Here is a 19,651-nt window from a genome sequence, read left to right on the forward strand (position 1 = left end):
TTGGCAAATAGGTCAATATTTTCCTTTGACTAACGTATAGACAATCTATATTATGCGCGCCCTATGCAGAAAGTGAAATTGCCCAAGCTAATTGACCCCGTCAAAAGTGCATCAAAACGCTCTGATTATCAGGGTGTGTTTTTGTCACGTGACATGGAGAGATTAACCAGTGCAGTTGCTGCAGTTGGCGAAACAATCGACGTTGAAGTGAAATTCGATAAAGACGCGCAGGGTCTGAATTTCTTTCAAGGAACATTGTCAGCCACTGTTGAACTTATCTGTCAAAGATGTAATGGACAATTTGTCCATCCAATTCATGTCGAATTTTGCTATTCTCCTGTTAAGGATTTGAATAGTGAAAGCGTAAGTGAATTGCCGGAAGTTTACGAACCGGTTGAGGTCAATGACCACGGAGAAATTAATCAACTTCAATTATTTGAAGATGAATTGATTTTATCTTTGCCAATTGTCGCCCTTCATGCAGAGAAGGATTGCAGTGTTAAGCGAGATGAAATGCAGTTCGGAGAGATTGAACCGGCCGATGAACGACCAAACCCTTTCGCGGTTTTGAAAGAACTTAAGCGAGACTAGGAGTAAAGTAATGGCTGTACAGAAGAATAAGAAAACTCGTTCAAAGCGTGGCATGCGTCGTTCACACGATGCGCTAGGCGGAGCGACTTTGTCTGTAGATTCAACATCAGGTGAGACGCACATTCGTCATCACGTGACTGCTGACGGTTACTACAAAGGCAAGAAAGTCATCGCTGACTAAGGCAATGATTTCAAGTCGTCTAACCATCGCGTTAGATATTATGGGGGGCGATAACGGCCCCCATGTTACTTTGCCCGCTGCGGTGAAGGCCCTGCAACAAAATTCCAATTTGTTCGTAATTCTGTGCGGTGATGAAAATATCATTGGCGACATGTTAGGCGAACTCGATCCCGATCTAACCTCAAGAATAGAAATCCAACATTGTTCTGAACATGTCGCAATGGATGAGCTTCCTTCGCACGCGTTAAGAAACAAAAAAGATTCTTCGATGCGACGCGCACTCGAACGGGTTGAATGTGGTGACGCCGATGCTTGTGTCAGTGCTGGCAACACTGGGGCATTGTTGGCGATGGCTTATCATGTATTAAAAACCATTTCAGGCATTGATCGACCCGCACTGGTTTCAGCACTGCCCACTGAGGGGCATCACAAACTCTTCTTGTTAGATCTCGGTGCCAATGTCAATTGTGACTCTGAAACCTTGTTTCAATATGCCGTGATGGGGTCTGTGTTGGCAGAAGAAGTGACAGGCGTTAGTTTCCCACGTGTTGCGCTACTTAATGTGGGGGAAGAGCAGATCAAAGGAAATGATCAAGTTAAGTTTACTGCTAAGCTGTTACAAGACGCCCCAGGAATCAATTACACCGGTTTTGTCGAAGGCAACGATATTTTTACCAATTGCGCCGATGTTGTTGTTACCGATGGCTTTGTCGGCAATATTGCATTGAAAGCCTGCGAAGGGCTGGCCAAATTGGTGTTAGAAGAAGCAAAACGTGTTTCGAACCAAAATTTAATGACGAAAATTCTGGCTAAAATAGCCTTACCATTGCTACGTAAAATTTATCTAAGGGTGAACCCCGACCAGTACAATGGCGCGAGTCTGATAGGATTGCGCGGAATTGTGGTAAAGAGCCATGGAAATGCATCCTCCGATGCCTTTTTGTATGCGATTAAAGAAGCATTGCAAGAAGTCCATAGACAGGTTCCTCAAAAAATAAAAGATAAAATTGAATCCGTATTAATGGAGCGTTCTTAAAACATGTACTCAAAAATTATTGGCACTGGAAGTTATTATCCTTCCGACGTGCGCACCAATGCAGATCTTGAAATCATGGTTGATACAACCGATGAGTGGATCACGGATAGGACGGGTATTAAAGAGCGTCGTATCATTGGTGCTAATGAAACTGCAGCAACTATGGGCTATGAAGCATCATTGCACGCGATAGAAGCTGCGGGTATCGATAAAGCATCTATAGGCATGATCGTCTGCGCTACCACTAGCGGTCGATATGCACTTCCTAGCACGGCCTGTGAGATCCAAAAAATGCTCGGTTTGGATGGTATCCCTGCATTTGATGTAGCGGCGGCTTGCGCTGGTTATTGTTACGCGTTAAGTGTAGCTGATCAGTATATCAAAACCGGAATGGTTAAACGGATATTGGTGATTGGCTCTGATTGCTTGTCTCGGATGATTGATCCTGCGGATCGCTCCATGGTGATCTTATTTGGTGATGCGGCGGGTGCGACTCTTATTGAAGCATCAGAAGAACCTGGCATTCTTTCGACACATATTAATGCGGCGGGTTCCTACGGCGATTTGCTACAAATAGGTCATGTTGAACACGGCAACGAGCAATCGGTGCATGAAAATTGGGGTAGTATGAAAGGCAACGAGGTCTTTAAAGTTGCCGTTAATAAATTAAGTGAAATAGTCGAACAAACGCTTGAAGCGAATAATATGCAAAAGTCCGATCTTGATTGGTTAGTGCCGCATCAAGCTAACTTTCGGATCATTAAAGCGACCGCTAAAAAGCTGGACATGTCACTTGATCAAGTCGTATTAACGCTTGAAAATTACGGTAATACCTCAGCCGCGACTGTTCCAACTGCGTTAGATACTGCCATACGAGATGGTCGTATTAAACGGGGCCAAAATCTATTACTAGAAGCTTTTGGTGGTGGATTCGCCTGGGCTTCCGCACTGGTAAAATATTAATCTAACTTATTCAAGGTATGTATTATGTCTAAACAAGCCTTTGTGTTTCCTGGGCAAGGATCACAATCTGTTGGAATGCTTGCTGATCTGGCTGAGCATTATCCATCTATTCAAGCGACCTTCGCTGAAGCTTCTGCAGCGCTTGGCTATGATCTTTGGAATGTAATCCAATCCGATCCTGACAATAAACTTAATCAGACCCATATCACGCAGCCTGCTTTGTTAACCGCCAGTGTCGCTATCTTTCGTTTGTTAATGAGTGAAGGTGCGAATAAGCCTGCCTTTTTAGCGGGACACAGCTTAGGGGAATATTCAGCTTTAGTCTGTGCTAATGTGTTCAGTCTAGCTGACGGTGTCAAGTTGGTTGAAGCTCGTGGGAAATTTATGCAAACCGCTGTTCCTGCAGGTGAGGGCGCGATGTATGCTATTATTGGCCTTGACGACCAAGAAATCAAAAACGCCTGTAAATCTGCTCAAGAGTCGAGTGGACAAATTGTCGCCGCGGTTAATTTTAATTCTCCAGGTCAGGTAGTTATCGCCGGTACTAAAGAGGCTGCCGACCAAGCCGCAGCACTATGTAAAGAAGCGGGAGCCAAACGTGCTCTGCCGTTATCGGTAAGTGTTCCATCTCATTGTGAACTGATGCGTCCAGCCTCAGAACAATTAGCCTCATTAATGGAGACGATTGACTTTCAACAGCCCGACATCGATGTTGTCAATAATGTTGATGTTGATTCACCGCGGGATGTAACTGCTATTAAAGCAGCATTGGTCAAACAGTTGTATTGCCCTGTTCGCTGGACAGAAACAATAGAGTCATTAGCAGGCAAAGGCGTCACAGAAATTTATGAAGTCGGCCCAGGTAAAGTACTCACTGGATTGATAAAAAGAATCGACAAATCGATAAAAGCTGAAGCGGTCAATACACCGACTTCAGTGGCAAGTTATTTCGAATAAGGAGACACAATGAGCTTAGCAGGTAAAGTTGCACTCGTAACAGGTGCAAGCAGAGGTATTGGCAGAGCCATCGCCGAATCATTAGCTAAACAAGGTGCTACAGTAGTCGGCACGGCAACATCGGATAGTGGAGCCGCTGCTATCAGTGAATACCTTTCAAGCTATAAAGGAACTGGCATGGCATTGAATGTCACAGATCAAGCATCTTTAGACTCTGTGGTGGCTAACATTAAAGAAGGTTATGGCGACATTGATATTTTGATCAATAATGCCGGTATCACTCGCGATAATTTATTAATGCGAATGAAAGATGCGGAATGGGATGACATCATGTTGACCAATCTAACCCCCATTTTCAAGCTGACCAAAGCCGTATTGCGAGGCATGATGAAAAAACGTCATGGTCGAATCGTTAATATTGGCTCCGTAGTAGGGAGCACAGGTAATCCAGGGCAAGCAAATTATGCTGCCGCCAAAGCCGGTGTCATTGGTTTTAGTAAATCAACCGCCAGAGAAGTGGCTTCTCGTGGGATCACCGTTAACGTGGTTTCGCCAGGCTTTATCGATACCGACATGACAAAATCGTTAACTGATGAACAAAAGCAATCGATATTTGAAGACATTCCCGCCAATCGTTTGGGAACGCCAGAAGAGATCGCTGCAACCGTCAGTTTCTTAGTAAGTGACAGCGCCGCATACATTACAGGTGAAACGATTCACGTGAATGGTGGCATGTTTATGGCTTAATCAACTGGTCTAACGAGCAAGTTTAAAAGCTTGATTGTTAAATTTTTGTTGATTAGACTTGTGTGATTCGGTGGTTTGACCAGCCAAAAAGTTATTGCTGTTGCTTGCAAGGCGAGGCGGAGCTGAATAAACTACCGGAAATTTAAAATCTAGCGACTTTATAGGGAAAACTAGAATATGAGTAACATCGAAGAACGCGTTAAAAAAATCATCGTCGAGCAATTAGGCGTTAAAGAAGAAGAAGTAAAATCAGAAGCCTCATTTGTGGATGATTTGGGTGCAGACTCATTAGACACCGTTGAACTTGTTATGGCTCTCGAAGAAGAATTCGATACAGAGATCCCTGACGAGGAAGCAGAGAAAATCACGACTGTTCAATCTGCTATCGACTATGTTAACGCGAATAAAGACGCGTAATACTTTCCAAAAGACGGCTCTTTCTGAGCCGTTTTCTAATTTAATCGATTAATTATTCTTACTGTGCGGAGGCCAATGTGTCTAAACGTCGCGTTGTAGTTACCGGTCTTGGCATGCTCACCCCATTAGGTGGAGATACCGACACCACTTGGGATGGGATCCTCAAGGGAAAAAGTGGGATTGCACCCATTCAATCTTTTGATGCTAGTCCATTTACCACACACTTTGCAGGTGAACTTCCTGATTTTGATGTGGAACGTTATATTCCTAAAAAAGAAACCAAGAAAATGGATCGCTTCATTCAGTTGGGCATCGCTGCAGGTAAACAAGCACTGATAGACTCCAAGCTTGAAGTTACCCCAGAAAATGCCAGCCGTATAGGCGTGGCAATTGGTAGTGGCATTGGTGGCTTAGGTCTTATCGAAGAAAATCATAAGAAAATGTTGGCCGGCGGACCTCGTAAGTTAACGCCATTTTTTGTACCTGCCACTATCACTAACATGATTTCCGGTTTTCTATCTATTTTTGAAGGGTTAAAAGGGCCAAACCTGAATATTGTCACCGCTTGTACTACCGGCGTGCATAATATTGGTGTGGCAGCTCGAACCATCGCCTATGGAGATGCCGATGCTATGCTAGCTGGCGGAGCTGAATCTTCAATTTGTGCACTAGGTTTAGGCGGCTTTGCTGCTGCTCGTGCGCTGTCTACGCGCAATGATGATCCGACTAAAGCGTCTCGCCCCTGGGACAAAGACCGTGATGGCTTTGTTATGGGTGAAGGAGCTGGTGTGGTGATGTTAGAAGAATACGAGCAAGCTGTGGCGAGAGGCGCCACCATCTATGCCGAACTAGTTGGTTTTGGTATGAGTGGTGATGCTTATCATATGACGTCACCTCCAGCTGATGGTGAAGGTGCTGCAGCTGCTATGGAAAATGCGTTGAAGGATGCAAATGTTGCTCCTCAAGCTGTGGGCTACATTAATGCCCATGGTACATCAACACCGGCGGGTGATGTTGCTGAAGTCGCAGCCGTAAAACGCGTATTTGGCGATAGTGCGAAAAACGTGTTGGTCAGTTCAACCAAGTCTATGACAGGGCACTTGTTAGGTGCTGCGGGTGCGGTGGAAGGGATTTTTACTATCTTGGCATTAAGAGACCAAATAGCACCGCCTACCATTAACTTGGATAATCCAGGAGAAGGTTGCGATCTAGACTTCGTAGCCCATACAGCTCGTCCAGTGGAAATGGAATATGCGTTGTGTAACTCATTTGGTTTTGGTGGCACTAACGGTTCATTACTGTTTAAAAAAATCTAATCAAGTTGCACTAGCGAATGATTGCTAAGCAATGAGATTCAGTTAACAATAAGCCCAGTAAGACTGGGCTTTTTTAATGGTGAAGAATGATCATTGATGTTAAATGGGATGACCCTATACCGGCAAACGACAGAGTAGCCCAGTATGGTGACGGTTGCTTTACCACTATGTGTGTTAGCGATGGTAAGATTGAATTATTCAATAATCATCTGCAACGTTTGCAACATAGCTGTCAGCGTTTACATATTGAGTTTGCTGATTGGGACAAGCTACAAAGGCATCTAAAAGAGCGTGCCAAAAATATTCATCATGGCGTGTTAAAAGCTATTATTTCCCGTGGAACTGGGGGACGAGGGTACAGTACTAGCGGTGTTACTGAAGCGCGATGTTATGTATCCCAAAATGACATGCCTAGCCATTACCCTATGCAACGAAAGCAAGGTATCTGCTTAGCGATGAGCGAGATTAAACTGGCTGCTCAACCGCAACTTGCCGGTATAAAACATTGTAACCGACTGGAACAAGTACTGATAAAAATAGCCTTGGATAAAACCCATTACGACGATGTTATTGTTTGTGATTATCAAGGTCACGTTATTGAATCAAGTATAGGGAATCTGTTTTGGCGCAAAGAAAACACCTGGATGACTCCATTATTAAACAACTGCGGCGTATCAGGGGTTATGCGTAACCACATTTTGACTCTGATGAAATCTAATAATATCAATGTGTTAGAATCAAATTTTGCAATTGATGATTTAATTGGCTGTGATGCGATGTTTGTATGCAATAGCCTAATGAAACTGGTCCCAGTTAAAGAAATAATGATTCAACAGCAGAGACAATTATTGAATATTGAGTTTGTATCTAGTCTTGTTTGGCTAACGGATAATCTACATGAGGTATCAGAGTGTGAGTAGATGGTTAAAAGTAACACTAGTATTGATCGCAATTACGTTAGTCGGTATTGCCGGGTTATTTTATCAAATTAACTCAGCTTTCAACTTGCCATTGAATATCGTAGGTAATAAAGAATTTGTGGTGAATAAAGGCCATTTTGCGCACTATGTGATTAACCGACTCGGTGAAAATGGTTGGGTTAAACATCCATTACTTGTCAAAGCTGCGCTTAAAATAGAGCCTGAATTAGCCAATATCAAATCTGGGACCTATGAAATTAAATTTGGCATGAGCGCCAGAGAGCTGTTTGAAATTCTCTCTAAGGGGAAAGAAAAAACATTTGATATCACCTTAGTCGAGGGGCTGACATGGGCAGATTGGCTTACTCAATTAAATAATCACCCACGTTTAACACCATCTGCAAAAACCGCACAACAATGGATTGCATTTTTAAATAGTGAACTTGAAGGCGGCTCGATAGAAGGCTGGCTATTAGCCGATACCTATCAGTTTACTCAAGCAACACCAGTTGAGGATATTGTCCGTAGAGCGCATATCTCAATGACGCAATATCTCGCCCATGCATGGCAAATAAGAGCGCTTGATCTACCTTATCAATCGCCCTATGAGGCACTGATAATGGCCTCCATCATTGAAAAAGAAACTGGAGTTGCAAGGGAGCGACCGCATATTGCCTCTGTGTTCGTAAACAGATTACGTGAAAACATGCGTTTACAAACCGATCCTACCGTGATTTATGGCATGGGAGAGGCCTTTGATGGTAATATACGCCGCAAAGATTTACGCCAACCAACGCCTTACAATACCTATGTCATTAAAGGTTTACCGCCAACACCGATATCGATGCCGAGTCGCCTTAGTATCGATGCGGCATTACAACCTTTAGATACAACGGATTATTATTTTGTCTCGAAAGGCGACGGTAGCCATTATTTTTCTGAAACTCTGGATGAGCATAATCGTGCCGTTCGAGAGTACCAATTAAAAAAACGATAAGCAGTCAATCGGAATAACATGAACGGAAAATTTGTAGTCATTGAAGGAATGGAAGGTGCTGGTAAAAGTAGTGCCATTGCTGTCGTCAGTGAAGTATTAAATCAAGCGGGTATCGATTTTGTTTGTACCCGTGAGCCAGGCGGTACCCCATTGGCAGAAGCAATCAGAGAGTGTGTAAAACGCGACTGGCAAGAGCAGGTCACCGTTGAAGCTGAATTATTGTTGATGTATGCCGCCCGAGTTCAATTATTGGAAAATATCATCAAACCTAACCTCGCGAAAGGGACCTGGGTAATCGGTGACCGACATGATTTATCTTCCCAAGCATACCAAGGTGGCGGCCGGCAAATACCGGCAGTCAAGATGCAAACACTCAGTGAACTTGCACTCAATGGTTTTAAACCTGACTTTACTCTTTATCTTGACGTAGAACCGGAAGAAGGACTAAAGCGAGCGAGAGGGCGTGGTGAATTAGATAGAATTGAGTTAGAGCATATTAGCTTTTTTGAAAGAACGCGTCAGCGCTATCTAGAGCTTGCCGATAAAGACAATAGTATTGTGACCATTAACACCATGCAAAGTATGCAAAAGGTGCATGATGATATACGTCAAGCCTTAATAAAAATGGTCAAAGAATAGCATGCTGCCTTGGTTAGAAACCGTCTATCAAAAGTTGCTCAAACGTGCTGAAAAGAGCACTTTGCATCATGGCCTATTGATTGTTGGCCCGCAAGGTATTGGCAAAACTCATTTTTGTAATGCCCTTGCTAAGCCACTGTTGTGCAAACCTAAGAGCGCTCATACACAACAAAAACCTTGTGGTGAATGTCAGTCTTGTCATTTGTTTGAAGCCCATTCTCACCCGGATATGCATCGTATTCATTCGGAAAAGCAAGTGGGGGTTGATCTCGTTCGAAATGCGATTGAAAAATTGCTAGGAAAAGCGCAGTTGTCAGGCAATAAAGTATTGATCATTGAACGCGCGGACACCATGACCGAGTCAGCGGCCAATGCACTGCTTAAAACCCTAGAAGAGCCTACTGATAATACTTACTTGATGCTTGTTTCAAGTAAGCCAGAGCGATTACTACCGACCATTCTTAGCCGCTGTGAAAAGGTGGTATTAACAGCGCCAGAGTTATCCGTTTGCATGGCGTGGCTGAAACAACAGGGCCACGAACAAGTAGATGAATCTCTGGTGCAGGTATACAATCAACGCCCTTTTCGGATCATAGAAGAGTTAACGAAAGAGTCTGGATTAACCCATCCACAATTTGTTGCAGGAATCGCCGCATTACAAAGTGACGCTGATCAAGCAGTTAAATTAGCCGAAAAGTGGCAATCTGACGCCGATCAGGTGGTACTTTGGTTACAACACTTGTTACGTAACAACGCTTTAGAGCAACATCATTCTGAGTCGTTTTGGCAGTGTAATCAAAATCTTAGTGCTGCTGTTAAGGCCTTGCAAAACCCGGGTATTAATCGAATTCTAGTATTGACCGGTTTACTCCAGTCATATCGTCAACTTAATCAATCCTAATTAATTTAAGGCCACCATGTTTGTAGATTCACATTGTCATCTTGATCGACTAGATAAAACACCAGAGCAATTAAGAGAAATCATTCAGTTTGCAAGTCGCCGCGGCGTTGAGCATTTTTTATGTGTTTCTGTTGCGGTCAAAGATTTCAACAATATGGCTAATATGGTGGCTGAGTTTGATAATGTGTCCGTTTCTTGTGGAGTGCATCCCTTACATCAAGAGGATGCCTGTAGTTATGACGAGCTCCTTGCAATGGCGTCCAAGCAGAACGTGGTTGCCATCGGCGAAACTGGCCTTGATTATTTTTACAGTGCGGATACCAAAGCGGTACAACTACAATCCTTTGTCGATCACATTAAAGTGGCCAACCAATTAAAAAAACCGTTAATCATTCACACTCGTGACGCCCGAGAAGACACCATCAATTTATTGCGTGAGCATAAAGATGCTGACACTAAAGGCGTATTGCACTGTTTTACTGAATCCTTAGAGATGGCAGAAGCTGCCATAGAGCAGGGCATGTATATCTCTATTTCTGGCATAGTGACTTTTCATTCAGCCAAAGAACTGCAACAAGTGGTGAAAGCGTTACCTTTGGATCGGTTGCTCATTGAGACCGATTCTCCGTGGCTGGCACCGGTGCCTCACAGAGGCAAACAAAATCAACCGGGTTACGTAGTTGAAGTGGCAGAGTTTATCGCTGAACTTAAGGGGATCTCAGTTAAACAGCTTGCTAAGATCACCACAGATAACTTCTACCATTTGTTCGATGGTATTGAACGTAAAAAGAGGGACTAAAAACACACGAATACGGTCTTTAGTTTTCACGCTGTTCATAATTAGCATTTATCATTGAGGCGATATCACTAATAGCTTGAACCCTATTTGCAGATAAAGCGTCGACAATGCCCCGTTGATTTACCTCGGGTTGATTTTGACTAAGTTTCCACTGTCCGGTAATGGAAGACACTTTAATTTCAATTCCTACCACCGCGGAAAGTAACTTCTGAATATATTCATCAGGAGCATCTTCAATCGACCAAGGATCCTTTTGGTCAGACTCATGAATCGTCGTTAACCTTTCAATCGCGTTTAAGATCCATGCAGGATCCTGAATAAATGAAATTATGCCTTTTACATGAACAACAACATAATTCCATGTTGGAACTGCTTTTCCGGTTTGTTTTTTAGTCGGATAGTTATTAGGAGAGATATAGCAATTTGGGCCATTAAAAGTCACTAGAACGTCAGAAGCATTTTGCACAACCTTCCACAATGGATTTGCCTTAGCAATGTGCGCTATTAAATAATGCTCTTGAGATCTTTTTTCTACTATCATCGGTAAGTGCGTGGCTTCTAGTTCCGACACAGAGCGTGTTATCAATGTAGCGAATGGATAGCGTTTCATCAATGCCACAAGATCCTCGATATTTTCTTGTTTAAATTTCTTTGGGACAAACACAGAAACTCCTTAGTAAGCTAGCGCGTAGTAGCGTCCCAACAAGGCTGAGTTGATATACGCCTAAACACGACAAAAAATTAACCTTTGATAGATATAAGATTGCACCAGTTTGAAATTGCAAAGTTAACGACTTTGAGTTTTTGTACTTAGCTTTTCCTCGAAAGCATATCAAAATAGATCAGAAACTATCTGATTTAACATTGGTAAAAGTCGAAACTGTCAAAATCGTTAAGTATGTTATGTTACTTAATACTGTCGTTTTTCAGCCTCAATTGTTTAGGCCATACAACACTTTTTAAATTTTTTACCACTGCCGCATGGGCATGTTTCATTTCGCTTCGGTGTAAATTGTCCCGAATCTTCGAAAATATCCCCTTGGTCGTAAACCCACTTGCCGTTCTGGCGGAGAAAGTAAGATTTCTCATGCATCACATACCAATTGCTCTGGTAAGTGTAGTAGGCACTAAATTCTACGGTATCGGCCGTGCTCATACGAATTTTGAGCATTTTCCAGAGGGTATCTTGTTGATCTAGCTTAAGTTGCTCAACGCTTAATTCTTGGCGTTTATCAGCGGCATAGGTATCGATAATGTATTGGTGCTTGCCCAGAGCGTAAGCGCTAAAACGAGAGCGCATTAGTTGCTCTGGTGTCTCGGGAAGGTGTTGCTGTTCAAGAAAACGGCCACAACAGGAAATATAATTGATGTTGGAATGACACGGGCAATTCTGTGGAAGCGAAGCGGCCAAAAGGATACTCTTATCAAAATTATTAAAAGCGTAATCATAAATGGGTTGCGTATTAAGTCAATTTACAAAACGGAGTTAGCATGTCGGGTGAAACTAAATTAGCGCGATTATTAGCCACTATGTCGCCAGAGTTATCTGCGCAATCCTTTGTGTTTTATACGACTAAAGCTATGAGTTGGCCGGATATTGGGCGCTTGCAACCCAAGTCGTATTTTCAAGAAAAAGAAGGGGTCTCTTTAATTGTAGAGCACTCTATAGCAGATCTAAATAACTTGCATTACGAAGGTGTTTATCGCTGTATAACGCTTAATGTTCACTCCAGCTTAGAAGCCGTAGGCTTAACCGCTGCAGTATCGGATGCCTTGACTCAACATAACATCAGTGCAAACGTCGTCGCTGCCTATTTCCATGATCATATTTTTGTGAATAACAAGGACGCTAAAACGGCATTGGAAGTCTTAACCGCCTTGTCTAACACAAATCAGATGTAAGTTAGATTGGTTAAGGTTGCTGGCTTAATCTCTAAATCGTCTTAGATTTTAACTAAGCCGTTAATTCTAGAATTTTGGCTAATGTGCCTTTCTAAATCACCTTAATGCCAAGGACCTACGACTACATTCTCTGGGATCTGAGTTTCTAATGTCAAATTAACTAAAGTGACATCATGAATCTCACACAGAGATTTAATTCGCTGGGTCCTGATGTCATTCAAATCCAGAGACTCTACAAATAGCATTGCGCATTGGCCGGCCACAACAATGCGCTCTAACCAATCATACATCTGATGTTCACTGGGCTTTTTTAGTCGAATGGCATCATTGACTTTCGTCGCGAAGTTGATGTTGCTTGCAATCAAGTACTTCCATTTATTGCTACTTTGTTCAACCACGCCAAAGGAGGAGTTAATACCATTAACCTGTAATAGATTAACATTAGCCATAAATTGCTCTGCTGTTGGTAAGATTGTCATAGGTCACCTAAATGTGTATTTATATACAGTGTGTATACATACAGTAGTACTGTATAAATATTCATGCAAGTGTTTTTGTTATTTTTTTATCCATTTAGTTAATTTAAGTCTACGCCAATATAAAAGAATTAACGTCATAGCCCAGTAGAACAAGGGTTGAATGACGTCTGACTTTACCGACCATATGTAATGAAGCGCGACTAAAAGCACTGCCAAGTAAACCCAATTGTGCATTCTTTGCCATTTACGACCTAACTTGCGCTGCGCCCAAGCCGTTGACGTTGATGCAAGTAGGGTAAGGATCAACAAGGCTGTAAAACCAACAGTGATATAAGGACGCTTCACTATTTCGGATAGAAGAAGTTGCCACTCAAGTTGCAATTCGAAAAACACGTAACTGAGGAAGTGGCTCAATGCATAAGTAAAGGCATAAAGTCCAAGGAGACGACGGGTTTTTATTAGTGCCGGGGATTTTAATAATTTAGCTAACGGGCTAACCAATAATGATAAAAGCAATAAATTGAATGCACCTATACCAGTAAAGTGCAGAAGAGCCTCAACAGGATCTCCACCAAGTTGGTCGGTTATTGCCTGATAGAAAATCCACAGCAAAGGGCTTAGTGCACCTATGTGACTAACCACTTTTACAGCTAGCAGCTGTTTAGGTGTGAGTAGTAATCGCATTAATAATGTTTTCTCAAGTCCATCCCTTTATAAAGTTCAGCAACTTCTGGATAGCCATTAAACATTGTCGTGGGAATGCGATTTTGCGCAAAAAGTCCGCCTGTTGTTAACCGCCGTTCACGAGCTTGGCTCCAACGCGGATGAGAGACTTGTGGGTTTACGTTAGCATAAAAACCGTATTCACTCGGGGCTAGTATATTCCATGTGGTCGGAGGCTTTTTATCTATCAAGCTGATCCTGACAATAGACTTAATACTTTTGAAACCATATTTCCACGGCGTAACTAAGCGGATAGGGGCTCCGTTTTGAGGGGGTAAGGTTTCTCCGTATAAACCGACTGAAAGCAATGTCAAAGGATGTAAAGCCTCATCAAGACGCAATCCCTCAACATAAGGGTAATTAATGCCGCCTCCTGTAAAACGACTTTTTTGACCAGGCATCTGTTTTGGATCATATAAAGTCTCAAACGCCACATATTTGGCCGCACTTAGTGGATTGGCTTTTTTTATTAAACTGGCCAACGGAAAACCTATCCAAGGTATAACCATCGACCAAGCTTCTACACAGCGTAGACGATAAATCCGCTCTTCTAGAGCAAATGCTTTAGTCAAATCTTCATAACCTAAGGTAATTGGGTTTTCGACTAAACCGTCAATGGTTAGCGTCCACGGGTCAACTTTAAAGTCTTGGGCATTATTCACCGGATCAGATTTATCAGTGCCAAATTCGTAAAAATTGTTGTGTGTGGTTACTTTTTGCTTTGGGGTTGGTGTCTCATCAGTGCTAAAACGGTCAGCTTTAGAAAAGGTGAGGGGCTTAGTCGTGAAGTCATCGTCTTGATTAGAAAACCAATTAATCGCATGTGAAGATGGACTAGTTAATAATGCTGATGCGCCAACAAAGCCCATAGACTTGAGTATTCGCCTACGATCTTGGTACACCTGTTGGTCGGTGACTTGATTTTCTGAAATAACACTCTTTGCTGGGATCTTGATTAACATCTGCTTTCCAAACTTTCAGTCTTAATACGTTATACGTATAGATAGAGGTTTGGGAGTAAAAATTACATCAAATAGTCATCAAGCTCTGTAAATCCTTGGTTAAATCATCGATGAGTCAGGTGCACTGGCCGATTTAGGTAAGAATAAATTACTATATAACTTCGACGCAAACCCATCGGTCATACCCGAAATATAGTCAGAAATGACGCGATTACCGTTGTCAGCTTCCGCTGCATCTAACCAGCGTTGTCTGGTATTCTCAGGTAGTAAACGAGTTGGGTCTGATTGGAGTGCTTCAAATAACTCCATTACAATTTGCTGTCCTTTATATTCAATGATCTGAATATCAGGTTTGCGGATCACTCGGTTAAACACAAAGGTTTTGAACAGTCCCAGTGCTTTGGCACACACAACAGGAAAACAGGCTTGGTATTGTAACAAAGGCTCTTCAAATTCTTGTTCTCGTTTGACAATCTCAATGGATGTAATAAATCCATTTACCAGAGCGCCAATGGCATCTTTGCGTTCATAATGAAGATGGCTAAATAATTTGTCAGTAAGACCAAATATTGCACCGCTCAAGGGGAAATCTTCTAATTGATGGATTGCCTTTGCAACTTCGGTTTCAAATTGTTGGCGATGAACGATCCCCATTACAATGGCATCTTCAAGGTCGTGAATTGCATAAGCAATATCATCGGCTAACTCCATGATTGAGCAATCAAATGATTTAAATCGCGTGCGACTATGCTCATTTTGTTTGACACTAATTTGGGTAAATGCGTCTCTATCTTGCATAGACAGCGGGGCGAGTAACCAATCGAACACTTCGCTATCGCAGGCGTACAATCCTTTAGGAGGGTGCCAGTTGTCTGCTTTTACTTGACGATGGGCCACCTGCGAAGAAATGATTGCTTTGTTGGTCAAAGGTCCTATAAACCCAGGGTATTTCACTAAACCAAGGATTGTGCGCCGACTCAGGTTCATACCATGTTCTAAGGTGTAGGGTTCAAGTTTAGACACAATGCGAAACGTTTGGCCATTTCCTTCAAAACCACCATGGGTATGCATTTTGTAATGTAATGCGACTTCCCCCCCATGCCCATAAGGAGGATGACCAATATCGTGAGCTAAGCATATCGCTTCGATTAACTGTTCGTTGATTTGCAACTGTTCGCACAGTTGCGGATATTTACTGCGTAACTGTGCCGTAATGCCTTGTCCAATTTGCGATACCTCCAATGAGTGAGTGAGGCGAGTTCGATAAAAGTCACTCATTCCCACCCCGAGTACCTGTGTTTTTGCCTGTAACCGGCGAAAGGCAGCGGAATGCAGAATACGCGCTTTGTCACGTTGAAATGGGTTGCGATGGTCACCTTGTCTAGGAGATTGTGCCGTTGCTCTACGTTCGTGCCATTTCATAATTTTATCCATTAGTTACTCGTGATCTACATTTCTTCTTGGCTTATTTCATCAAGGCTTAATGAGAAACTGGGGACAAAAGCCTGCATAAAATAATTAACTTCATCTGAATGGTATTCGTTTAGTATTTTATCAAGACGCTTTTTGGCAATTTCAAATTCTCGATTGCCAGCGGAAAGTTCTTCTAAGGTTTTTAAATAAGCACATATTACGTCTGCGGCTTTCACGATAAACGACTCTTCGTCAGTATGATTTGCTTGACTGATGAGTTTTGCATATTCATCTTTGAATTCTTCTGGAGCCATGTCAATGAGCTTTTGCTCAGCGATCTTTTCAATCTTTTTATATTCCTGCTTAATCGCGGGATTAAAATATTTGACGGGCGTGGGGAGATCGCCAGTAAGTACCTCAGATACATCGTGAAACATAGCAATAGTGGCAATTTTATTGGCATCCAAATGACCACCAAAGTGGTGGTTTTTGATGATTGCTAACGCATGGGCCACCATGGCTACCTGTAAGCTGTGTTCTTGCACATTCTCTTGATTAATATTGCGCATTAGGGGCCAGCGATTGATTAATTTCATGCGTGCTAGGTGGGCAAAAAAGTGGCTCCGTTTTGACTCTGTTGGCATCAGTTTAATTTACCTGTTTGTAATGTGAGAAAAAATTACCGATCCGCTCAATGGCAGTTTTGAGCTGATCCTTGTGGGGTAAGAATACTAATCTGAAGTAGCATCCTGTTTTTAAATTGAACGCTTTACCGTGCACCAATAGAATTTTTTCTTGGCACAGTAAATCTAAAATCATTTGTTCATCATTGGTGATATTGAATTTTTCGGCATCTACCTTAGCAAAACAATACATAGCCCCTTTGGGCGCAACACAAGAAATACCGTCAATCTGATTTAACATCTTGGTTGCTAAATCTCGTTGTTCTTTTAGGCGACCGCCGTTTACCACTAAATCATCAATGCTTTGGTAACCTCCTAAGGCAGTTTGAATGGCGTATTGGCAGGGGACATTGGCGCACATTCGCATCGATGCAAGCATATTGAGTCCATCTATATACTCTTTGGCGATTAACTTATTTCCACTCACTACCAGCCAGCCTGCCCGAAATCCAGCGATCCTATAGTTTTTTGACAGGCCACTTAAGGTGATGAAAAACAGATCTTCTGCTAATGCTGCAATACAATGGTGTTGTGTATCGTCATAAAGGATCTTGTCATAAATTTCATCACTAATCACAACAAGACTATGTTCCCGTGCTACTTCGATAACTTGCTCTAAGAGAGCTTTGCTGTACACCGCGCCGGTTGGGTTATTGGGATTAATCAACACGATTGCTTTGGTGTTTGTGGTTATTTTTGCTCGAATATCGTCAATATCTGGAAACCAATCAGCTTGTTCGTCGCATCGATAATGCACAGGGGTACCTGAAGATAGACTCACGGCAGCAGTCCAAAGGGGATAATCAGGGCTGGGTATTAACACTTCATCACCATCATTGAGTAGGGCTTGCATGGCCATAACAATGAGTTCACTAACACCGTTTCCAATAAAGACATCGTCAACAGAGATATGCTTAATTTGTTTTTGTTGGTAATACTGCATGACTGCAACGCGCGCTGTATAGATACCTGCTGCATCTGAATATCCCTGCGCAGTAGGAAGGTTGTGGATGACATCTTTTAAAATATCATCTGGGGCTTCGAATCCAAACGGGGCAGGGTTACCGATGTTCAATTTAAGAATACGGTGCCCCTCATCTTCCAAATTTCTGGCAGCTGTTAAAATGGGCCCACGGATGTCATAACAAACACCTTCTAATTTATTGGATTTACATATTTTTTTCATAGTTAAGCAGTATCTTTTGTGCGTACTACAGAGTAATACACACCACGGGTAGGTGTTAAGCCCTAATCGCTATTTATTTGTTTATATGTCAAGCAAAAACGAATAATCAGACTATTTGAGACTTAGGCATGTTACTGCTAATGTTGTTTTTATTTGGTGCGTAGTTTATATGGTCACCTTGGCCATGCAATTGTTGATGTCAACGGAGATCTAGTGGCAGTCAAATCCGCAAGTGTAGTGCATTATCCCGGTGAACTAGACCATCTCGTTGTTCCTCAAGATGGGGCGATAGTTTGTTGTGGCATTTTTGGTGTTTTTGAACACTCTGGGATATGGATAGACAATAATATAATTGAATTAAGAGGCAATGGCCTTATCAGAGGAATATCCCCCGTACGCTTTTTACAAAACCGAAGTGGCAACACAATACATTTGCTATGCGATTCAAATATGAAGCCATTAATTGATCCTCAAACGGTAACCAGGGCTGTGGCTAGATTATATGAGTACAGTGAATATCACGTGCTGCGTAATAATTGCCATAATTTTGTCTGGCAATGTGTCAGTGGTAACAACGCCTTAATTAGCAGTTTTTATGATTTGAATCAGGCGTTGAGTCGACACTTCGCTTGTACGCTAAGTTGGTGTAAAACCACAGTTTAAACTAATACTTTTAACTTAAGTGCTCATTCAAACTTGACCTGAAGTCACTATAGGTTTTAACTTATTGTTAAATTTAGGCGCTAACTGGTTGTTCTAACAATTGAATTTCACTTTTCATGATATCTATTTTGGTGAAATTTGATCTGGCGCAATGGTAAACAAACCATGCTTGCCTACACTTATACACAGCGCTGCAGAGCGTAGCTACTATAATCAAAATTTAAATAAGCTAAATTGGGAGCGAATATGTCACATCACTTTGACGAAGAACCGCATAATGCGATCACTGACAGTGGAATAGCGCGCGTAATTCCCTGTAAAGAATTAGAAATGGGTGATCCAATTAAATGGTTGGCTTTAGGATTGCGTGACTTGCTAAAAGCACCTCTGCTGACGATTTTCTTCGGTGTGTTTTTCGCTGCTATTCCTTGGTTTATAACTTACTTAGTTGCTATGACCGGCTGGCATTTGGTGATTTTGCCTGCGATGGTCTGCTTCATGTTGATAGGTCCTTTTCTTGCTGCTGGATTGTATGATATCAGTTGGGAGTTTGAGAAAGGCCACAAGCCAAGTATTTGGCATGCTATCAAAGCGGTAAAACGTAACGCCGTAAACGAATGGGGTTTTGGTATCATGTTAATGGTATTAATGATTTTTTGGCTGCGCGTTGCCTCTATGATCCATGCGCTATATCCGTCGTACATGGGGAACGACTTAGAAGAGTTGATCCCATTTCTTGTATTAGGAACCATCGTAGGCGCAATATTTACGGGGATTGTTTTTCTGTTAAGCGCCTTCACTCAGCCTATTTTGATGGAGCGTCGAGTTGACCTTGGCACTGCGGTACTGACGAGTGTCAATGCAGTGTGGTTAAACAAAGGGCCAATGTTTGTTTGGGCTATGATCATATTTACCACAGTTGTCATCGGTTTTTTAACCGGCTTTATTGGATTTATATTGTTAATGCCATTAATTGGTTATGCCACGTGGCACGGTTACATCGATACCATCGAAACGAAAATTGAACGTAAATATGAGTAGGTCTTTTTACCCGCTCTTAATAAAAGGTGAATAATCGTTAACGCCCGATGCTTGTCGGGCGTTTTTATATGGGGTCGTTTTTACCCGTTGGGATATTTATGCCGCGGTAAATGAGTCAAAATTACATCTCGGTTA

Annotated in this window: 24 protein-coding genes; 16 read left to right on the forward strand and 8 right to left on the reverse strand. The window is 42.3% G+C overall.

Features of this window, described 5'->3' with window-relative positions:
- Positions 1-63: 63 nt before the first annotated feature.
- The 13 genes from yceD to ABD036_RS00260 all read left to right on the forward strand — a co-directional run bounded on the left by yceD (position 64) and on the right by ABD036_RS00260 (position 10,464).
- Positions 64-591 (forward strand): 23S rRNA accumulation protein YceD, encoded by a 528-nt coding sequence (gene yceD / locus ABD036_RS00200; RefSeq protein ID WP_343855538.1) that lies wholly within the window; start codon positions 64-66, stop codon positions 589-591.
- Positions 592-601: 10 nt separating this feature from the next.
- Entirely contained in the window at positions 602-772 is a 171-nt protein-coding gene (gene rpmF / locus ABD036_RS00205) for a 50S ribosomal protein L32 (RefSeq protein ID WP_343855539.1), read from the forward strand.
- A 4-nt stretch (positions 773-776) separates the two neighbouring features.
- The gene (gene plsX / locus ABD036_RS00210; protein WP_343855540.1) at positions 777-1,808 is read left to right on the forward strand and encodes a phosphate acyltransferase PlsX; all 1,032 of its coding nucleotides are present in this window, start codon (positions 777-779) and stop codon (positions 1,806-1,808) included.
- Positions 1,809-1,811: 3 nt separating this feature from the next.
- Entirely contained in the window at positions 1,812-2,771 is a 960-nt protein-coding gene (locus ABD036_RS00215) for a beta-ketoacyl-ACP synthase III (RefSeq protein ID WP_343855541.1), read from the forward strand.
- Between the two features lie 24 nt (positions 2,772-2,795).
- Complete coding sequence (gene fabD, locus ABD036_RS00220; protein ID WP_343855542.1) at positions 2,796-3,728, forward strand: ACP S-malonyltransferase; 933 nt, start codon at positions 2,796-2,798, stop codon at positions 3,726-3,728.
- 9 nt (positions 3,729-3,737) lie between these two features.
- A complete protein-coding gene (gene fabG, locus ABD036_RS00225; protein WP_343855543.1) occupies positions 3,738-4,475 on the forward strand; it encodes a 3-oxoacyl-ACP reductase FabG in 738 nt (245 codons plus the stop codon).
- Between the two features lie 177 nt (positions 4,476-4,652).
- On the forward strand, positions 4,653-4,892 hold the full coding sequence (gene acpP / locus ABD036_RS00230; RefSeq protein ID WP_207611718.1) for an acyl carrier protein: 240 nt from the start codon (positions 4,653-4,655) through the stop codon (positions 4,890-4,892).
- Between the two features lie 77 nt (positions 4,893-4,969).
- Positions 4,970-6,208: a beta-ketoacyl-ACP synthase II gene (gene fabF / locus ABD036_RS00235; RefSeq protein WP_343855545.1), complete on the forward strand. Its 1,239-nt coding sequence runs from the start codon at positions 4,970-4,972 to the stop codon at positions 6,206-6,208.
- Between the two features lie 86 nt (positions 6,209-6,294).
- Complete coding sequence (gene pabC / locus ABD036_RS00240; RefSeq protein ID WP_343855546.1) at positions 6,295-7,128, forward strand: aminodeoxychorismate lyase; 834 nt, start codon at positions 6,295-6,297, stop codon at positions 7,126-7,128.
- Positions 7,121-8,125, forward strand: a complete 1,005-nt coding sequence (gene mltG, locus ABD036_RS00245; RefSeq protein WP_343855547.1) for an endolytic transglycosylase MltG — start codon at positions 7,121-7,123, stop codon at positions 8,123-8,125. Before pabC ends, mltG begins: the two co-directional genes overlap by 8 nt.
- Before the next feature lie 18 nt (positions 8,126-8,143).
- Complete coding sequence (gene tmk / locus ABD036_RS00250; RefSeq protein ID WP_343855548.1) at positions 8,144-8,764, forward strand: dTMP kinase; 621 nt, start codon at positions 8,144-8,146, stop codon at positions 8,762-8,764.
- A 1-nt stretch (position 8,765) separates the two neighbouring features.
- The gene (gene holB, locus ABD036_RS00255) at positions 8,766-9,665 is read left to right on the forward strand and encodes a DNA polymerase III subunit delta' (protein ID WP_343855550.1); all 900 of its coding nucleotides are present in this window, start codon (positions 8,766-8,768) and stop codon (positions 9,663-9,665) included.
- Positions 9,666-9,681: 16 nt separating this feature from the next.
- Positions 9,682-10,464, forward strand: coding sequence for a TatD family hydrolase (locus ABD036_RS00260; RefSeq protein WP_343855551.1), 783 nt, complete (start codon positions 9,682-9,684; stop codon positions 10,462-10,464).
- A 19-nt stretch (positions 10,465-10,483) separates the two neighbouring features.
- Here ABD036_RS00260 and ABD036_RS00265 read toward each other — a convergent pair whose 3' ends face one another.
- Together ABD036_RS00265 and ABD036_RS00270 are read right to left on the reverse strand one after the other, a co-directional pair.
- Complete coding sequence (locus ABD036_RS00265; protein ID WP_343855552.1) at positions 10,484-11,128, reverse strand: FMN-binding negative transcriptional regulator; 645 nt, start codon at positions 11,126-11,128, stop codon at positions 10,484-10,486.
- A gap of 276 nt (positions 11,129-11,404) precedes the next feature.
- Positions 11,405-11,875, reverse strand: a complete 471-nt coding sequence (locus ABD036_RS00270) for a YchJ family protein (RefSeq protein WP_343855553.1) — start codon at positions 11,873-11,875, stop codon at positions 11,405-11,407.
- Positions 11,876-11,955: 80 nt separating this feature from the next.
- Here ABD036_RS00270 and ABD036_RS00275 point away from each other — a divergent pair, with 80 nt between their 5' ends.
- Positions 11,956-12,366, forward strand: a complete 411-nt coding sequence (locus tag ABD036_RS00275) for an ACT domain-containing protein (protein WP_343855554.1) — start codon at positions 11,956-11,958, stop codon at positions 12,364-12,366.
- Positions 12,367-12,467: 101 nt separating this feature from the next.
- Here the strand turns inward: ABD036_RS00275 and ABD036_RS00280 are convergent, their stop codons facing one another.
- From ABD036_RS00280 to ABD036_RS00305, 6 genes are all read right to left on the reverse strand, one after another.
- Positions 12,468-12,845: a hypothetical protein gene (locus ABD036_RS00280; protein WP_343855555.1), complete on the reverse strand. Its 378-nt coding sequence runs from the start codon at positions 12,843-12,845 to the stop codon at positions 12,468-12,470.
- A 78-nt stretch (positions 12,846-12,923) separates the two neighbouring features.
- Positions 12,924-13,529 carry a protein-methionine-sulfoxide reductase heme-binding subunit MsrQ gene (gene msrQ / locus ABD036_RS00285; RefSeq protein WP_343855556.1) on the reverse strand — a complete coding sequence of 202 codons (606 nt, stop codon included), beginning with the start codon at positions 13,527-13,529 and terminating at the stop codon, positions 12,924-12,926.
- Positions 13,529-14,530: a protein-methionine-sulfoxide reductase catalytic subunit MsrP gene (gene msrP / locus ABD036_RS00290; protein ID WP_343855557.1), complete on the reverse strand. Its 1,002-nt coding sequence runs from the start codon at positions 14,528-14,530 to the stop codon at positions 13,529-13,531. The genes msrQ and msrP overlap by 1 nt, the downstream gene beginning before the upstream one ends.
- 99 nt (positions 14,531-14,629) lie before the next feature.
- Complete coding sequence (locus ABD036_RS00295) at positions 14,630-15,952, reverse strand: anti-phage deoxyguanosine triphosphatase (protein WP_343855558.1); 1,323 nt, start codon at positions 15,950-15,952, stop codon at positions 14,630-14,632.
- Positions 15,953-15,978: 26 nt separating this feature from the next.
- A complete protein-coding gene (gene yfbR, locus ABD036_RS00300) occupies positions 15,979-16,587 on the reverse strand; it encodes a 5'-deoxynucleotidase (protein WP_343855559.1) in 609 nt (202 codons plus the stop codon).
- 4 nt (positions 16,588-16,591) lie between these two features.
- A complete protein-coding gene (locus ABD036_RS00305) occupies positions 16,592-17,812 on the reverse strand; it encodes a pyridoxal phosphate-dependent aminotransferase (RefSeq protein WP_343855560.1) in 1,221 nt (406 codons plus the stop codon).
- A gap of 213 nt (positions 17,813-18,025) precedes the next feature.
- On the opposite strand from ABD036_RS00305, the gene ABD036_RS00310 reads away from it, so the two are divergent.
- Both ABD036_RS00310 and ABD036_RS00315 read left to right on the forward strand, forming a co-directional pair.
- Positions 18,026-18,475 (forward strand): lecithin retinol acyltransferase family protein, encoded by a 450-nt coding sequence (locus ABD036_RS00310; protein WP_343855561.1) that lies wholly within the window; start codon positions 18,026-18,028, stop codon positions 18,473-18,475.
- A gap of 246 nt (positions 18,476-18,721) precedes the next feature.
- Positions 18,722-19,516 (forward strand): DUF2189 domain-containing protein, encoded by a 795-nt coding sequence (locus tag ABD036_RS00315; RefSeq protein ID WP_343855562.1) that lies wholly within the window; start codon positions 18,722-18,724, stop codon positions 19,514-19,516.
- Positions 19,517-19,651 lie beyond the last annotated feature (135 nt).

It is taken from the genome of Aliiglaciecola litoralis, assembly GCF_039523355.1.
Taxonomy (GTDB): Bacteria; Pseudomonadota; Gammaproteobacteria; order Enterobacterales; family Alteromonadaceae; genus Aliiglaciecola; species Aliiglaciecola litoralis.

Coding starts and splice junctions, on each gene's coding strand:
- yceD (WP_343855538.1), top strand. CDS start 64: ATGCAGAAAGTGAAATTGCCCAAGCTAATTGACCCCGTCAAAAGTGCA.
- rpmF (WP_343855539.1), top strand. CDS start 602: ATGGCTGTACAGAAGAATAAGAAAACTCGTTCAAAGCGTGGCATGCGT.
- plsX (WP_343855540.1), top strand. CDS start 777: ATGATTTCAAGTCGTCTAACCATCGCGTTAGATATTATGGGGGGCGAT.
- ABD036_RS00215 (WP_343855541.1), top strand. CDS start 1,812: ATGTACTCAAAAATTATTGGCACTGGAAGTTATTATCCTTCCGACGTG.
- fabD (WP_343855542.1), top strand. CDS start 2,796: ATGTCTAAACAAGCCTTTGTGTTTCCTGGGCAAGGATCACAATCTGTT.
- fabG (WP_343855543.1), top strand. CDS start 3,738: ATGAGCTTAGCAGGTAAAGTTGCACTCGTAACAGGTGCAAGCAGAGGT.
- acpP (WP_207611718.1), top strand. CDS start 4,653: ATGAGTAACATCGAAGAACGCGTTAAAAAAATCATCGTCGAGCAATTA.
- pabC (WP_343855546.1), top strand. CDS start 6,295: ATGATCATTGATGTTAAATGGGATGACCCTATACCGGCAAACGACAGA.
- tmk (WP_343855548.1), top strand. CDS start 8,144: ATGAACGGAAAATTTGTAGTCATTGAAGGAATGGAAGGTGCTGGTAAA.
- holB (WP_343855550.1), top strand. CDS start 8,766: ATGCTGCCTTGGTTAGAAACCGTCTATCAAAAGTTGCTCAAACGTGCT.
- ABD036_RS00260 (WP_343855551.1), top strand. CDS start 9,682: ATGTTTGTAGATTCACATTGTCATCTTGATCGACTAGATAAAACACCA.
- ABD036_RS00275 (WP_343855554.1), top strand. CDS start 11,956: ATGTCGGGTGAAACTAAATTAGCGCGATTATTAGCCACTATGTCGCCA.
- ABD036_RS00280 (WP_343855555.1), bottom strand. CDS start 12,845: ATGACAATCTTACCAACAGCAGAGCAATTTATGGCTAATGTTAATCTA.
- msrQ (WP_343855556.1), bottom strand. CDS start 13,529: ATGCGATTACTACTCACACCTAAACAGCTGCTAGCTGTAAAAGTGGTT.
- msrP (WP_343855557.1), bottom strand. CDS start 14,530: ATGTTAATCAAGATCCCAGCAAAGAGTGTTATTTCAGAAAATCAAGTC.
- ABD036_RS00295 (WP_343855558.1), bottom strand. CDS start 15,952: ATGAAATGGCACGAACGTAGAGCAACGGCACAATCTCCTAGACAAGGT.
- yfbR (WP_343855559.1), bottom strand. CDS start 16,587: ATGCCAACAGAGTCAAAACGGAGCCACTTTTTTGCCCACCTAGCACGC.
- ABD036_RS00305 (WP_343855560.1), bottom strand. CDS start 17,812: ATGAAAAAAATATGTAAATCCAATAAATTAGAAGGTGTTTGTTATGAC.
- ABD036_RS00315 (WP_343855562.1), top strand. CDS start 18,722: ATGTCACATCACTTTGACGAAGAACCGCATAATGCGATCACTGACAGT.